Here is a 15,039-nt window from a genome sequence, read left to right on the forward strand (position 1 = left end):
TTTGTAGGAAGCCTCGGCAATCAGGGGCCGCAACAAGCTAGAAGAGCACCACGCCTTCCTATACCCATAATATTGAATTGTCCCTCAGAACCAGTCTTAGCCTGAATTCTGACTCGGATGGAAGCAACAGAAGTGATCGCTTCTTCTATGGAAATGAGCTGGTCAGCCTTAGCCCAGCTTGGCTGAGCAAACTTGGACCAAGGAATGACAACATACTTACCGGTAGGAGACTTGCCCAGGTCATAAGCCGGAAGTGCATAACCGATTTTCTTATCCATTTCTTCGCCCAGGCTCAACTCAAGTACAGCGGCATGCGAGGAACTAAATAGAATGTCAATACCCTCCATACCAGAAATATCGACCGGTATGGCTTGACCATCGGCACCCTTCCCCGCAAGGTCGAAAGCGATCTCCACAAACGGATCATAGTCCAAATCGCCTTTATCCAGCTTGTACGTTCCACACATACCGTTACCGCAAGCTTCGAGCACTGGTTCAAGATCACCGTATTCTTCGTCCGGATCTGCAGCCCATGTTATAGTTGATTTTCCACCATCAAGGCTATCATTATAGGTATACCAATAACCGGAATTATTAAAACCGGCATCATACCCCGTGTTTATTCGAGCTATGCCTTCGGCCCCAATCCAATTTTCAAAATCGCAAGACGCTAAACTGCTGCTGGATTTGGGTTCAACACTGTCGCTAGACGGCGGCACTACACTACTGCTCGACAGCAGCTCTACGCTCGACGGAGTACTTGACGAACTTTCAGTGACAGACGGAACACTCGACGAACTTCCATCTGTCGACTGCACGCTCGATGAACTTTCATCAGTCGATCGCACACTTGACGAAGACCCCTGTTCAGAAATGTTTTTTCCATCAACCGTTTCGGTATTTGTTGGCACCCCGGAATCGTTGACAACCGAATCTTTCGGCGTTTCAGACGGTCTGTCACATTCACAGGACTCCTTAGAATCGGAACCAAAATCGCAAGCCACCACCGCAAACGTTGCAGAAAGCAACGCCAAAGGCAGCGCTTTTTTGAAAACGCGACTACTCTTCATATTCATAGTAGACTCCTCCACATTTGTCCCCATAAATATACACAAAAAAAATGGCTTACATAAAAAAAAAGTCCCCCGATGGAGGACTTCCTGTAAATTTAATCACCTTATTTTGCGATATTAAAGGAACACTTCGATACCGCCGCGGCACTTTTCCCAAGTGGAGTTCTTCTTGCACAGAAGATCCATCATCTTGTCGTAGGTGGCCGTATTGGAGAAGCCCTTCCACAGGCGACGTTCCACAGATTCACCGCTATCCTTATCGATTGTGGTGATGGTGTCGTAGTAGGCCGGATTATCCTTGAATTCAGAAATCAGGATTCCCTTCAAGTCTTCGGTGTAAATCTTGGAAGCGTACTTGAGGATGGAATCGTTGAAGTTGAGTTCGTTTTCGACCAACCATTCGAAATCCTGAATCGGGTCACCGTAAATGAGCCAATGCTTAAGGGCAAGGGCCACCACGAGGTCCTTCACGGCGCTGCGGAAGATAAACTTGTCTTCGAGGCGGCCGTTCCAGGTGATACGGGTCAGCGGGTTATCGTCGTTGGCTTCGATAGAAACACCCTTACCCGGGGTTACGCGGCGAATCTTGATCGGGAGTCGGCTAAGGAGCTGCCAAGCCTTGGTGAAGGCGATGGTCTTGCGGACGAAATCCTTTTCCTTATCCGGAGAAACACGCACGAACGCGCCGAAGCAACGCTGGTACAGAGTTTCCTTATCGAAAATGCAGTCGCTAGAGCGGCATTCGCTGAGCTTGCCATCCATCATGAAGAGGGTCTTGGCAAGTTCGGGGCGCATACGCACTTCGAGCTTACGGGTACGTGCCTTCAGGCGCACGCCATCCTTATAAACGTAGGTAAAGCCTTCTTCCTGGTAACGCTGCCAAATGAAGAACTGCAGGTCATCAGCGGCACGCAGGTGGTAGCTGAACACCGGGTTCTGGCGGTTGTTGGCCATGGTCACCTGGTTCAGGAAGTTGTCGGCACCAGGATACGGCACCACCACCTTCACGAGCACCTGTGGGTTCACCGGCTTCTTGCTCTTCTTGGCGTACTGTTCGTAGGTGAACAGGGACTGGGCACCGTTAATAATCTTCGGACGTTCAATATAGAGAACCTTCTTGCCGTCGCGTTCCTTGAGGCGCAGGTCATCGCCCGTCAGGGTCATACCGTTGTGCAGGAACGGGAAGTCATCCACGTTCACGTTCTGGTCGTCGTTGCGTTCCATGGTCTGGAAGGCATCGATCAAAGCAGCGTTCGTGTGAGTGAGGTTACCGAGGTAAGTACGAATGTTACTAGAGACGATAGCCATGTTGTGCTTCGTCTTGAGGCGCTTACCCAGGTTCACGTGGTAGTCAAAAATCGTACGAATCGGGCAGAAACCGAGGAAAAGTTCACCGTGATCGGAGGTCAGGTGGAGCGGATCGGAATCCATCACGATTTCAAGCTTGTCGTCGGCGCTGCGGAAGTCGCGGGTCAAGTCATCGTGTTCAGCGATAATTTCGAGCTTAGCCTTGACTTCGTTCTTCCAGATGCCGAGCTTGCGGCGCATATCCTTGAGGGTACGTTCCAGTTCGGAGTCGGTAATGTCGCGGGTCGCACGGGTACGGAGAACCGTAATTTCGAGTGTTTCCATGTAGGGGCGACTTGCCGGGGAATCGGAATCTTCCTCTTCTTCGTCGTCAGAAATCTTATTAACAGCCCAAGGATCAGCTTCTTCGCGAAGCGACATGAAGAACGGATTAGGAGGGTCGCTGGTGCGGAAAACGGCTATCTGGAGCTGCTTGAGGTCGGAATTCAAGTGAGAAACGACCTTTTCGAGCGGAGTATCTTCATCAAGGAAGATGAAGAATTCCATAAAGCCCTGGGAGTATTGGAAGCCATGGAAGCAGCCGTTTTCATCAAGGTTTAGATGCCGGAGTGCCTTAATTCTGTCAGTAGGATCGTTCGGATTGAGACTCAAGAGGCTAGCTACAAATGCTAGACGGCGTTCCTGCGATTTGGTTAGTTCCATTTTTTCCTCAGTTCTGTTATTTTACAATACCAAAAGTCGGGTGCAATTGCGGCACCTTACCCTTAATATCGTATTTTGCACCTTAAAAATAGTTTCAAAATGCCGCTTTGTGGATAAAAAACATACATTTTTTTCATTTTTTTTCAAAAGGCGCCTTATTTATAGTGAACATTTGTGCAAAATTCATACTTTTTTACTTTTTTTGAATAAAGTTTCATCTTTTCGGGGCAAAAATGCTATGATTTACACTATAGGAGATGTTCCCATGAATTTGCTAGATATCATTAATAAAGCCAAGGCCGAAAAAGCCACCTCGTTAGACCTTTCCCAAAAAGAACTGAGGCTTCTGCCCCCGGAACTTTTCGAGCTGGAAGACCTCGAAGAGCTGATTCTTGATCGCAACATGCTCGTGGAACTCCCCGACGACATTTCCAGGCTCAAGAAGCTGAAGAAGCTCTCCGTGAGCGAAAACGACCTGATGGAACTCCCCGAAGAGATCGGCGAGCTCGTAAACCTGGAACACCTCTACCTTGGTTACAACAGCCTGTCGGAGCTCCCGGACTCCGTGGGCAACCTCAAGAAGCTGGAAACGGTGAACATCGCCAAGAACCAACTTTTGGATTTGACCCTCGAAGTCGGCAAATGGGAAAACGTCACCAAGCTGAGTCTTCACGACAACATGCTGTCCGAAGTCCCGGCAACTCTCGGCAAGTTGAAAAAGCTCCGCAAGCTTTACCTCGACAACAACGACCTGACCAGCATTCCGGCAGCTCTCTCGCACCTGGAATCTCTGGAAGTTTTGATGGTGTCGGGCAACAACCTGGGCGCAATCCCCTCTGAATTTGGCAACCTGAAAAAGCTCAAGGAACTGGTCCTTGACGCAAACCAGCTTGAAACGCTCCCCGAAACCCTTGCCGAATGCGACAGCCTCGAAACCATCTCTGTAGTGGAAAACCCCATGGAAGGCGGTATCCCCCGCGTGCTCCTGGACAAGAAGGGACTGAGCATAGACCAGTAGGAAGTAGACAGTAGGCAGTGGTTAGGAACATGTCATCCTGAGCGGAGCACGAAGTGCGTAGTCGAAGGATCTAAACTATGAAAGACCATATTTATAGATTCTGCTCCTTCGAATCTAACGCGACTAAGGGACTAAAGTCCCTAGTCTTGTATATCGATTCCGCCCTAAAGGGCGTCACTCAGAATGACACATTCTGTATAATCAAGAAATTTATTCCTATTTCCTGCGTCCTAATTTCATTTCTCATTTCTTCTTGTTCCGATTTTTTTGAGCCGGTAGACAGCACTCCTGCCCCCACGGAATACACTTACAACTACTGGCTTTTACAAAGACTGTACCTATACGAAGACGAACTGCCCCTGCTGGATGAGCAGGGAGACTCCGTCACCGAGCTTTACAAGAAGCTGTCCGATCCATATACCCGCTACATTCCGCCTGCCAAGAGTGCATCCGCCATCAGCAACATGAACACAAGCATTGTGTCTGGCGACGTGGGAATGGAATACAGCGAATTTGCGATAGAACACCCGCTTATTATTTACCGCGTCTACGCCGAAAGCCCGGCAGGACGCGCAGGGGTTCCCCGCTACGGAAACATCTTGACTGCAAACGGAGTGGATATCGCCGGCAACCGAGCAAGAGCCATTTACGACTCCATACTCGCCTACAGCAAGGATATCACCATCAAGGTCGCCTACCAAGGCGACACTACCGACTACAAACTTACTAAAGAAGATATCTACGCCCCTACCGTTTTCATAGACACTTTAAGTGGCGTTGAAATCATCACCATTACCGGATTCAAGCTCAATACCGTCGACAAAGAAGAAGGGACCTTCGGCGAACTGAAAGCCTACCTGGAATCCACAAAGAATTCCAACAAGCCAAGGCTCATTGACCTGCGCAACAATCCCGGCGGACATGTTGTCCACTGCACCGCCATGGCAGACCTGTTCATTGAAAAAGGTCCCGTTTCTATACGCACCTCCCGAGGCGCCTCTGGAGACGGTACCCCCACTTACACTACCCAGACGATTATCGCCAAGCCGGGCGACGCCGGAGAGAAAAAGGACTTTGTTGTTCTCGTGAACAAGAATAGCGCAAGTTGCGCCGAAATCTTTGCGGCCGCCATCAGCGAAGGCGCCAACATAAAAGTCGCTGGCGACACCACCTACGGCAAGGGTATAGGTCAAAGCACCTGGAAAACCATGAACGGCGGATTGGCAATTATTACTAATCTTGAATTTTTGACTCCCAAAGGAAATTCCTACCACAAAAAAGGAATCGTCCCCGACTACGTTTGTAAGCCCGCCACCCTACCCTGCGGACTGGATGCCATTCAAAAATTTTACGGAAAAACGGCAACAAAGACGGCGCTCCCCGACTACTTTACAGACAACGCCGCATTACGTTCGCAGAATATATTTGAAGGGGGCGCTTTCCTTGAGGGAGAGGACGAACCGTAACTTTGAAGAAAAAAGGAGCAACAATGAAATTCAGCAAGTTACTTATATCATTGGAAACAGCTTTGTTACTAGCGGCTTGCGAATCGACTGTCAGCAGCGATTCGTCAGAATACGAAATTCCTAGCAGCGATCTTACTAAGAACGGCATCTTTCTTGCCACTTACCCCTCGGATCAAGTGCAGAACGAATACGAAGGGGAACTTTATATCAACTTCGCCTGGCTTGACCTCGCCTACATTTACGGCCATACCCGCAATGAAATTGGAGACAATTACAAAGTTTACCTAGGCAAGGGAACCGCCGACGTCAACAAGGTCAAGGGCTATTGCACAGCCGACTATTACGACGTGTGCTACATGTACAACCAAATGGCGGACCCCTTTACCCAATACTTTGATCCCAATGTCGCCGATCAAGTATACAAGAGCGTGATGGAAACGAATGAAATCGTAGGCATTGGTGCTGATGTCGAGCCTGTTTCTGACGGAACATCGAGCTACTTGACCATTACCAAGATTTATCCCGAATCCCCCGCTAAAAAAGCCGGACTCATAGAAGGCGACATCATCGTCTCTATCGACGGTCTTTCCATTTCGACATCCGAAAACTTCGAAAAAATGTGTTCCGGAGAAAAAGGCAGCACGATACAGATTACGGTTCTCCGTAATGGCGGGACAATCGTCGCAAACGTCACCTTGGACGAATACCACGCCCCGTCTGTCATAATCCACTACGAAGATTCGATTCCGGTGATTGAAATCCTGGAATTTTCCGAAACGACGATTCATCCCAAGGGAACCTACGGAGAATTCCTCGAAGCTCTAGAAAAAACCGCAGGCGCCACCTCGACCATTATCGACTTACGTCAAAATCCCGGCGGAAGCGTTGATCATTGCAACAATATTTCAATGGAATTCCTCTCTGCCGGAGACACTGTCATTATGGACCAAATGGTAAATATCGACACCACTACGGTGAACGGCAAACTGAAACTCATCCAAAGAATCGACACCATCGTCACCACGGCTACAAAGGACGGTATCGGCAAGGACCGCTACTACGTTCTAATGTCCAGTGACTCTTCCGCCAGCTGCGCCGAAGTCGTATTGTCGGCCGTGTCCGTAAACAAAAGAAGCCCCATCGTGGGCGTGACCTCTTACGGAAAGGGTATTGGCCAGGGCGTCTTCACCGAAAAGGAACATGGCATTCGCGGTCTCGCCCTCATTACCGCCATGCAGGGCTTTGACAAGAACGGCGAAAGCTATCATGACGTAGGCATTGTCCCCGACTACGAAATATTGGACCCCGATGAACAAATGGCAAAGGCCGTGGAACTCGCCAAGGGCGCGACAGAACTGCGTACCGCCGGATACGGAACCGAAAGACTCTACCATTTCTCGAAGGCTCGCGAATCGATAAATTCAAACAAAAAGATCCCGGATATCCGAGACCTAAAGACACGATATAAAATCATGCATTAATTGATTCTTTTACAAGCTACGCATACGCACCAGCACATCGGTGGTATCGTTAGCTTTTACGGCAGGGGCGGCGAGAGTCGCCTCTATTTGTTTGCGGATTTCGGCCACCTGTTCCTTGAGGCGAGCAAGCCGCTGCCCTTCGAGCTTGGGGGCGGCAATCATGGTCTTGGAGGCCGGATTGATCCATTTGCCCTTTTCGTTCTTGAAACCCAGATGCAGGTGCGGGCCGGTGCTTCGGCCTGTGGAGCCCACGCGGCCAATGCACTGGCGCGCAGCCACCTTGGAGCCTACCTTGACGCCGCGGACCGAGAGGTGCATGTACCAACTTTCGGAACGGTCGCGGTGGCGAATGGCAATCTTGTTGCCGCTGAAGGGATCAAAGCCCGAAACAGTCACAACACCTTCGGCGACGGCGTAAACCGGCGTACCCGTAGGACTACCGTAGTCAATGCCGGCATGCATTTTGCGCTGACCCGTAATCGGGTGAATGCGACTACCGAAGGGGCTTGTAATATGCAGGCGGTCCAGCGGGTAACGCAAGCCGTCAAACACGAGCGCTTCGCCCTTTTCGGTATAGTGGGCGTTGAAGGAGCTTTTCGGATCCGGATCTTCGTAACGGAAGGCTTCGTGATGCCCCACGATGCGACCGTCGAATTCGGCGTAAACGACTCGGCCGTCAATCCAGATAGAATCCTGGTAGAATGTTTCTTCGAGCAGAATGCGGAACTTGTCGCCGGCACGCGCCAAGGGGAACGCCACCTTGCACTGGAGAACGCCACTTACTATGCCAACCATGCGACCGGGAATACCGACCTTGAAAAGCGTACCGTTCAAGGTGCTGCCTTCGGTAAGGGCGCCTTCGAAAATGGATTGACGGCGCTTTACCGGCTTTTGAATCAGGCTATAGACGTAACCGTTTTCGGTGCGACTAAGCATGTGGATGTTTGCCGGGTTCGGGGCGTAACGGAATCGTTGGACACTACCCGAAGAGTCAATGGCTGCATAAAAGACCTGACCCACGCGGAGTTTGGAAAGTTCGGCACTGTCCTGAAGGGCAAGCACAATCTTGCCGCGTTCGCGTTCGTTAATCTGCATGCGAACCAGCACCTGGAAAAGGCCATCGCCCGCACGGACAGTATCGTTATGCACCATCCAGTTACCCGGCTGCATTTGCAGTTGTTCAATTTCGTTGGTCAGGGAATCTATTTGTGCACGTAGGCGATCGCCTTCATCTTTCAGATTTTGAATCTTTCCTTGTTCATTGCAACCAGACAAAGCGAGCAAGAAAAGCACAGACAAGACTACAAACAAAAAGCGGTTCACGTGCACCTCAAAATGATGTTACAAGATAGAAAAATCCCCTCGCGGTTAAGCAAGGGGATTCTCAAAGTTCTTATGCGAACCGATTACTTTGCAGCGGGAGCAGCGGCCGGGGCGGCAGCCGGAGCAGCAGCAGGTGCGGCGGCAGGAGCAGCCGGCTTTGCAGCTTCAGCAGGCTTGGCTTCAGCCTTCGGGGCTTCGGCAGCAGCCGGCTTGGCGGCTTCAGCAGGCTTAGCTTCAGCCTTCGGGGCTTCAGCAGCAGGCTTTGCAGCTGTGGCCTTAGTTTCAGCCTTCGGGGCAGCGGCCTTAACAGCAGCCTTCTTTTCAGCCTTCGGAGCTTCAGCCTTCGGGGCTTCAGCGGCCGGAGCGTCGGCAGCATGTGTATCAATCAATTCCATTTCGAACACGAGGAGGCTGTTACCCGGAATCTGCGGGCCACGGCCACGCGGACCATAAGCGAGGTCGCTCGGAATCCAAGCGGTGACCTTGCCGCCCACCTTCATGAGCTTGAGCATTTCGGTCCAACCCGGAATCACGGCGCCGATCGGGAATTCAAGCGGCTGGCCACGATCGACAGAGCTGTCGAACTTGGTGCCATCAAGAAGCGTACCGGTGTAGTGAACCTTCACGATATCGCCATCGGCCGGAGTTGCACCCGTACCTTCGGTAATCACCTTGTACTGGAGGCCAGATTCGGTGATCACGACGCCTTCGGCGGTCTTGTTCTTGGCGAGGAATTCTTCGCCAGCGGCCTTGTTGGCTTCGGCAGCGAGGCTATCCTTTCTGTCCTTTTCAGCCTGACGAGCCTGAGAAAGATCGGTCAGGGTCTGGAAAATGACGGAGTCGTTCATCAAGAAATGAGCGGAATCATCGTTGTAACGTTCCTTGAAAGCCTGGATAAAGAGATCGAGGTCGAGGTCGATAGAGTCGCGGGTTACCAACTGGAAGCGAGCCTGGTTACCGAAATGGGCACCGAGAGCGTAGCTGTACTTATCCTTATCGGTCACCAAAGCAGTCTTGGTCTTGGGACCCTGGCAAAGTTGATCACAGCCAGTCAGAGCAAATGCGAGAGCACCCGCAGCAATAATGAGTTTTTTGTTCATTTTATCCTCTTTTATGTTTGACAAACGAAAAATAACAAAATCTTACGCCAAAAGACCATATGTAACCCATTTTTACCAAAAGAAATTGGTATATTGCGTTTCGTTAACAAAAGAAGGATATTTACTATATGTGCGGAATTGTCGGATACATCGGACAGAACGAAGCTTTGCCTATCTTGGTCGGCGGTCTTAAAAAGTTGGAATACCGCGGCTACGATAGCTCGGGCGTTGCCCTGATTGAAGACGGAAATATTGAAACTGTCCGAGCTTCCGGCAAGATTGCAGCCCTCGAAGACAAGCTCAAGACAAAGCCCCTTCATGGCCACATAGGCATTGCCCACACCCGCTGGGCCACCCACGGTGCTCCGACCGAACAGAACGCTCACCCCCACCAGAGCTTTGACGGCAAGATTTCGATTGTACACAACGGCATTATCGAAAACTACGCCATTCTTAAAAAGAAACTCCAGGCCGAAGGCGTCGAATTCAAGTCCGAAACCGACACCGAAGTCGTTGCCCACCTGATTGCCCGCTACTACAAGGGCAACCTCAAGGATGCCGTCCTCAAGGCCATTTCCAAGATCGAAGGAACTTTCGGCCTTGCCGTGATTTGCAAGGACGAACCCGGCACCATGATTGGTGCCCGCCGCGGATCTCCGCTCATTCTGGGTATCGGACAGAACGAATTTTACTTGGCCTCTGACGTTTCTGCCATTATTATGCACACGCAGAAGGTCGTTTACCTCGACGACAATGACATCGTTGAAATCAAGGAAGACGGTTACAACCTGTTGAATACGAACAGCCAGCCGGTGCAGCACGAAGTGCAGGACGTGGAATTCGATGCCGACGCCATTGCGAAGGGCGGCTTTGCGCACTTTATGCTCAAGGAAATCTTCGAGCAGCCTGAAGTGCTCCGCAACACCATGCGCGGTCGCCTGCTGTACGCCGAAGGCAACGCCAAGCTTGCAGGCCTCGACACCAACATTAGGGAACTCCGTAACATCAACCGTATCATCATTACCGCCTGCGGTACCAGCTACTACGCCGGTATGGTCGGCGAATACATGATCGAGGACCTGGCCGGCGTCCCGGTCGAAGTGGAATACGCCTCGGAATTCCGTTACCGCAACCCGATTATCAAGCCGGGCACGCTCGTGCTCGCCATTAGCCAGTCCGGCGAAACCGCCGACACGCTCGCCGCCCTCAAGGAAGCCCAGCAGAAGGGCGCTACCGCACTAGCCATCTGTAACGGCGTGGGTTCGACCATCGCCCGCACGAGCGACGGCGGCGTTTACCTGCATGCAGGCCCCGAAATCGGTGTAGCCAGCACCAAGGCGTTCACCAGCCAGGTGACCGTGCTTGCCATGATAGCCCTTTTGCTTGGCCGCCAGCGCAGACTTTCCTTTGAAGCAGGCTCCGACATCGTGAAGGCTATGCAGGAACTCCCGGAACTCGTGGAGCAGACCCTCAAGCTTTCGGACCAGATTGCAGGCATCGCCAACAAGTACGTGAAGGCAAACAACTTCTTGTACCTGGGTCGTCACTTCAACTACCCGGTGGCCATGGAAGGCGCACTCAAGCTCAAGGAAATCAGCTACATTCACGCCGAAGGCTACCCCGCCGCTGAAATGAAGCATGGGCCCATTGCCCTTATCGACGAAAACATGCCGGTCGTGGTGATTGCCCCGAAGGACGCCCTGTTCGACAAGGTGATCAGCAACGTTCGCGAAATCAAGGCCCGTGGCGGCAAGGTGATTGCCATCTCGACCGCAGATTGCCACCCGCTCGACGAAATTGCAGACCACCTGATTACAGTCCCGAAGACCATCCCGATGCTCATGCCGATTGTGACCTGCGTGCCTTTGCAGCTACTCGCCTACCACATCGCCGTGCTCCGCGGAAACGACGTGGACCAGCCGCGCAACTTAGCGAAGAGCGTGACCGTGGAATAAGCCCCACTGGTTATTGGAATAATCGCGGCTACGCCGCAAGGTTATAAGCAAGCCTCCCTAACGGGAGGCTATTTTGTTAAATCTTAAACTGCAATATTTCTTCGGCAGTCAATTCCTCAATTTTCTTGCCGACACGCTCAGCATATTCACCAAGCTTAAAAATATTCAACTTACTTTTCGGAGAGGGCTTGTACGGATCCGGCGTCGCCATATATTCTTCCATGGAGTCCGCCAGAATTACCGCAGGCTTTCTAATTCCATTCATAGGTATAGACCTCCAAAAGTTTTTGCGCAGCGCCCTTGTCAAGCATGAAATGAAACGGATGCAACACACCTAAAAAGGATGCTCCAACAACTTTAATATAGTGATTTAGCAGATCCTTGTTAAGGGCAAATCCATAAACATACCCTTTATAACTCCATAACATTGAGCGGTCTGCTGCAATTGCAAAAAGATGACCGCCAACCCCACTAAATTTCTGTTTTCCAAACAAGTGTTTATTATTGTGTGGAGCAGTGCAAGCCCAATGCAAATACGCCGCTTGAGCATTTTCATCATTCTTTACACCAACTAACCCTTGGATTTCATTATTTTCCTTCAAGGCAAGTGCATACACCTCGACATCATTGGGAACATCAATCCAATTGATTCCCCATCCGTCCTTTTCCTTGAACTTTCTCAAAAACGAGCGGCTTTCAATCTTGAATACCACCGTTTCCTTGATTTCTCCGGTTTCGACATCCTTGAGGCAAGGGACTATTTCGTCCAACCAAATGTCAACACAACCGCTTACCAGCGAGCTCTTCATCTTTTACTCCAATCCGCCTACAAGCTAAAAAAGGCGGGGCTTTAATTATTTTGCTTCGTGCGCAAAAATCAGTTTACTACACACTCGTGCACTAAATATAAATTGCTGAAATCGGATTGTCAAGAGGTTTGAAAAAAAATTTCGGTTGATTACTTTATTATATTTCGCAAAAAAAATGAAGGTTTTGGTGGGATTTTACAACTGGAGGTCTTATGAATTACATCATTGCGAGTGTAACGAAGCAATCCATCTTCTTGACATTTTCCATTCTTCTAGCCCTGCTTGCAGCATGTGGCGATGAATCCTCTTCTTCTGTTTCGCCGGAACCTCGCCACTGCGAGGAACAGAGCGATGACTGCGACGATACCAGCTCTAGTAGCGGTGATGTTTCCAAAAATTCTTCTAGCTCGCAAAAGAGCGCCGATAAGGGCAAGTCTTCTTCGTCGGTAGAAAAGTCGAAGTCCTCTTCTAGCGAAGGTAAGGTCGCCTCTTCGTCTTCTAAAAAAGACGAAAATTCTAGTTCTTCAGTAGAAAAGGCGAAGGAATCCAGTTCCTCGGTAAAGCCGTCTTCTTCTTCGGAAGCCAAGTCCAGCAGCAGCGAAGAAACGAAAACTTCTTCATCAAGTGGCGTTTTTGACGTAAACGCTCCCTGTACTTATGGAGATGTTTATGTAGAAGAAGTTGATGGTGAGAAGCGGGCTTACATTTGTTACGAAGATGGGTGGAAAAGATATATTCCGAAGTCTTCCTCTAGTTCCACACCCAAGAGCAGCAGCAGCCGGGGCTATGACTCTTTGCCGAGTCCGTTGCACTATAATATGAGCTATGGTGAGTTCACGGATACTCGTGATGGTACAAAGTACGCCACAATCGATATCGATAACAAGTACGGCCCCGATAGTGTGCGCCTTGCCTTTACCGTGTTTGCCCAGAATCTTAAGTATCACGACAAGATGGTTCTCGGTACAGAAGAGCAGGATGACGATACGAAGGTCGAAATGTACTGTTACAATGACAGTATCGAGTATTGCAATGACTGGTGGGGCGGTCTGTACCAGTGGGCAGAAATGATGGCTCTGCCTTATGAGTGTAATAGCAAAAATTGTGCCGACTTGATTGACCCCGATGGAGATGGGTTCCACCAGGGAATTTGCCCGAAGGGGTGGCATTTGCTTTCTGAAAGAGAAATGCTTGCTGCATCTTATGCTTCTGGCGTTGGCGTAAGTGAAATTGAAAGATCAAATACTATAAAATCGGAAATTTCCTTTTCGTTGGTCGGAGGAAGAAATCTTACGGGAATGAGCTTGATTGCGACCGGCTATCGGTTGAATGAAATGGATGGAAATAAATTGGTTGTGTTCGATCACCTTAATAAGGGTACATATTTTGATTTTCCTGCAGAATATGAGGCCGTGAATGCCGCTACATGTAGAGGTGGAGCAGTGTATTCAAATAATGCGTATTTGGCGATGGGTGATCAAAAAAGATACGGCGTTTCCGTTCGCTGCGTAAAGGACTATTAATTCTCACCGCCTTCTTTAGGCCTAAAATCAAAAAAAGTTTAACAAAAAATAGAGATTCCGCTGAGGGGCGGAATCTTAGGAGTTCTTCTATGTCCAACAACAAAAAAAACAACAAGAATAAGAAAAATCGTAAAAATTTCACTCTTGAAGCTCTTGAACCGCGCCTGCACTAAATCGACGGCGAATGCCTGGCCGCTAAGCATTTTTCTCGGATGGGAAAGGATATTCCACCTTGGTGGCCATGCGCACTAAGCAACAAGTTGCTAAGTGCTGTCCGCTCGGCTCTGCGGCCGGGAAGACAAGTAAGAAGAATAACGCTTGGCCAACCAATAAAAAGCGTCGGCCAAGGAAAGGGAGGGTGCAGGGAGGGAACCGTGCGGCCTTCGCAACTCCGAGCTGGGTTCCCTCCCGCATTATCGGGATTTTAAGGGCAGAGCCCTTAGGCGAGGGGGTGCTGGAAGACCCGGCACGGGGCTGCAAGCAGGGGGAGGCGTCCCCCTTCTTGCAATAAACAAGCCCATTCTTCCCGTAAATAATGTATATTGTAAATAGAGCATCAAATGAACTTGCCGATAAACATAATACACCAGATAGAGACCTTTGCCAAGGAATGTTTCCTTGACCGCGTTATTCTATTTGGTTCTAGGGCTCGAGGTACAAACCGCGAACGCAGTGATATTGACCTCGCGGTGTCCGGCGGCAATCTGGCCCGTTTTGAGGAACTGCTTGAAGAAAAAGCAGACACCTTGCTTTCGTTCGATGTAATTAACATGGACGGAGTTGCTTCAAGAAAATTGAAAGACAACATCCAGCGCGAGGGAGTCCTGCTTTATGCAAAAGTTTGACAACTTTGTTGCATGTTTTGACGTGCTGAAAAACTCCAATCGCGATATGGCAAAAAGCGATGAAATTTATCGTACTGGTGTTATCGGACAATTTAGTCTCGCTTTTGAGTTGTCATGGAAAACTTTACAAGAAGTTATGCGAGCCCACGCCATTAACGAAGCCGAGAACGGTTCTCCGCGCGAAATCCTCAAGGCTGGTTTCAAGTATAATTTCATTGATGATGAGCAAACCTGGTTGCAAATGTTAAAAGACCGAAACTCCGCAACGCATGTCTATGACGAAGAAGCGTTTGAGGCTGTGCTAAATCGAGTTTACGACAGCTACATCAACGCTTTCGAACACTTCTCCGAAAAGATGCTCGTCAAAATTGAAGAATTGAAAGATTAAATCGCCGAGTGGAATTCGCCTTCGCGCTCTGGAAACGCGTTCAGGCCG

Annotated in this window: 13 protein-coding genes; 7 read left to right on the forward strand and 6 right to left on the reverse strand. The window is 49.9% G+C overall.

Annotated elements, in window-relative coordinates:
- Positions 1 to 20: 20 nt before the first annotated feature.
- On the reverse strand, positions 21 to 1,034 hold the full coding sequence (locus tag B9Y58_RS04785) for a hypothetical protein (RefSeq protein ID WP_143154693.1): 1,014 nt from the start codon (positions 1,032 to 1,034) through the stop codon (positions 21 to 23).
- 156 nt (positions 1,035 to 1,190) lie between these two features.
- On the reverse strand, positions 1,191 to 3,083 hold the full coding sequence (locus tag B9Y58_RS04790; RefSeq protein WP_073056760.1) for an AIPR family protein: 1,893 nt from the start codon (positions 3,081 to 3,083) through the stop codon (positions 1,191 to 1,193).
- 265 nt (positions 3,084 to 3,348) lie between these two features.
- Between B9Y58_RS04790 and B9Y58_RS04795 the strand changes: the two genes are divergently transcribed.
- From B9Y58_RS04795 to B9Y58_RS04805, 3 genes are all read left to right on the forward strand, one after another.
- Entirely contained in the window at positions 3,349 to 4,101 is a 753-nt protein-coding gene (locus B9Y58_RS04795) for a leucine-rich repeat domain-containing protein (RefSeq protein ID WP_073056999.1), read from the forward strand.
- A 77-nt stretch (positions 4,102 to 4,178) separates the two neighbouring features.
- The gene (locus tag B9Y58_RS04800) at positions 4,179 to 5,567 is read left to right on the forward strand and encodes a S41 family peptidase (RefSeq protein ID WP_083532324.1); all 1,389 of its coding nucleotides are present in this window, start codon (positions 4,179 to 4,181) and stop codon (positions 5,565 to 5,567) included.
- A 23-nt stretch (positions 5,568 to 5,590) separates the two neighbouring features.
- Positions 5,591 to 7,048: a S41 family peptidase gene (locus B9Y58_RS04805; protein WP_083532325.1), complete on the forward strand. Its 1,458-nt coding sequence runs from the start codon at positions 5,591 to 5,593 to the stop codon at positions 7,046 to 7,048.
- Positions 7,049 to 7,057: 9 nt separating this feature from the next.
- On the opposite strand, the gene B9Y58_RS04810 is transcribed toward B9Y58_RS04805, so the two are convergent.
- Together B9Y58_RS04810 and B9Y58_RS04815 are read right to left on the reverse strand one after the other, a co-directional pair.
- Positions 7,058 to 8,371 carry a M23 family metallopeptidase gene (locus B9Y58_RS04810; protein ID WP_073057002.1) on the reverse strand — a complete coding sequence of 438 codons (1,314 nt, stop codon included), beginning with the start codon at positions 8,369 to 8,371 and terminating at the stop codon, positions 7,058 to 7,060.
- Positions 8,372 to 8,454: 83 nt separating this feature from the next.
- A complete protein-coding gene (locus B9Y58_RS04815; protein ID WP_083532326.1) occupies positions 8,455 to 9,471 on the reverse strand; it encodes an FKBP-type peptidyl-prolyl cis-trans isomerase in 1,017 nt (338 codons plus the stop codon).
- Between the two features lie 128 nt (positions 9,472 to 9,599).
- On the opposite strand from B9Y58_RS04815, the gene glmS reads away from it, so the two are divergent.
- Positions 9,600 to 11,426, forward strand: a complete 1,827-nt coding sequence (gene glmS, locus B9Y58_RS04820) for a glutamine--fructose-6-phosphate transaminase (isomerizing) (RefSeq protein ID WP_073056769.1) — start codon at positions 9,600 to 9,602, stop codon at positions 11,424 to 11,426.
- 76 nt (positions 11,427 to 11,502) lie between these two features.
- Here the strand turns inward: glmS and B9Y58_RS04825 are convergent, their stop codons facing one another.
- A complete protein-coding gene (locus B9Y58_RS04825; protein WP_073056772.1) occupies positions 11,503 to 11,691 on the reverse strand; it encodes a hypothetical protein in 189 nt (62 codons plus the stop codon).
- The gene (locus B9Y58_RS04830) at positions 11,678 to 12,235 is read right to left on the reverse strand and encodes a hypothetical protein (protein WP_073056774.1); all 558 of its coding nucleotides are present in this window, start codon (positions 12,233 to 12,235) and stop codon (positions 11,678 to 11,680) included. Before B9Y58_RS04830 ends, B9Y58_RS04825 begins: the two co-directional genes overlap by 14 nt.
- Before the next feature lie 212 nt (positions 12,236 to 12,447).
- On the opposite strand from B9Y58_RS04830, the gene B9Y58_RS04835 reads away from it, so the two are divergent.
- The 3 genes from B9Y58_RS04835 to B9Y58_RS04850 all read left to right on the forward strand — a co-directional run bounded on the left by B9Y58_RS04835 (position 12,448) and on the right by B9Y58_RS04850 (position 14,991).
- Positions 12,448 to 13,758 (forward strand): FISUMP domain-containing protein, encoded by a 1,311-nt coding sequence (locus tag B9Y58_RS04835; protein ID WP_073056777.1) that lies wholly within the window; start codon positions 12,448 to 12,450, stop codon positions 13,756 to 13,758.
- A 560-nt stretch (positions 13,759 to 14,318) separates the two neighbouring features.
- On the forward strand, positions 14,319 to 14,603 hold the full coding sequence (locus tag B9Y58_RS04845) for a nucleotidyltransferase domain-containing protein (RefSeq protein WP_073056781.1): 285 nt from the start codon (positions 14,319 to 14,321) through the stop codon (positions 14,601 to 14,603).
- Positions 14,590 to 14,991: an HI0074 family nucleotidyltransferase substrate-binding subunit gene (locus B9Y58_RS04850; RefSeq protein ID WP_073056783.1), complete on the forward strand. Its 402-nt coding sequence runs from the start codon at positions 14,590 to 14,592 to the stop codon at positions 14,989 to 14,991. The genes B9Y58_RS04845 and B9Y58_RS04850 overlap by 14 nt, the downstream gene beginning before the upstream one ends.
- Positions 14,992 to 15,039 lie beyond the last annotated feature (48 nt).

It is taken from the genome of Fibrobacter sp. UWB15 (genome assembly GCF_900177705.1).
Taxonomy (GTDB): Bacteria; Fibrobacterota; Fibrobacteria; order Fibrobacterales; family Fibrobacteraceae; genus Fibrobacter.

Excerpts from the sequence above, each read along its gene's own strand:
- B9Y58_RS04845 (WP_073056781.1), top strand. The coding sequence starts at position 14,319 with ATGAACTTGCCGATAAACATAATACACCAGATAGAGACCTTTGCCAAG.
- B9Y58_RS04835 (WP_073056777.1), top strand. The coding sequence starts at position 12,448 with ATGAATTACATCATTGCGAGTGTAACGAAGCAATCCATCTTCTTGACA.
- B9Y58_RS04830 (WP_073056774.1), bottom strand. The coding sequence starts at position 12,235 with ATGAAGAGCTCGCTGGTAAGCGGTTGTGTTGACATTTGGTTGGACGAA.
- glmS (WP_073056769.1), top strand. The coding sequence starts at position 9,600 with ATGTGCGGAATTGTCGGATACATCGGACAGAACGAAGCTTTGCCTATC.
- B9Y58_RS04825 (WP_073056772.1), bottom strand. The coding sequence starts at position 11,691 with ATGAATGGAATTAGAAAGCCTGCGGTAATTCTGGCGGACTCCATGGAA.
- B9Y58_RS04805 (WP_083532325.1), top strand. The coding sequence starts at position 5,591 with ATGAAATTCAGCAAGTTACTTATATCATTGGAAACAGCTTTGTTACTA.
- B9Y58_RS04850 (WP_073056783.1), top strand. The coding sequence starts at position 14,590 with ATGCAAAAGTTTGACAACTTTGTTGCATGTTTTGACGTGCTGAAAAAC.
- B9Y58_RS04815 (WP_083532326.1), bottom strand. The coding sequence starts at position 9,471 with ATGAACAAAAAACTCATTATTGCTGCGGGTGCTCTCGCATTTGCTCTG.
- B9Y58_RS04790 (WP_073056760.1), bottom strand. The coding sequence starts at position 3,083 with ATGGAACTAACCAAATCGCAGGAACGCCGTCTAGCATTTGTAGCTAGC.
- B9Y58_RS04795 (WP_073056999.1), top strand. The coding sequence starts at position 3,349 with ATGAATTTGCTAGATATCATTAATAAAGCCAAGGCCGAAAAAGCCACC.
- B9Y58_RS04800 (WP_083532324.1), top strand. The coding sequence starts at position 4,179 with ATGAAAGACCATATTTATAGATTCTGCTCCTTCGAATCTAACGCGACT.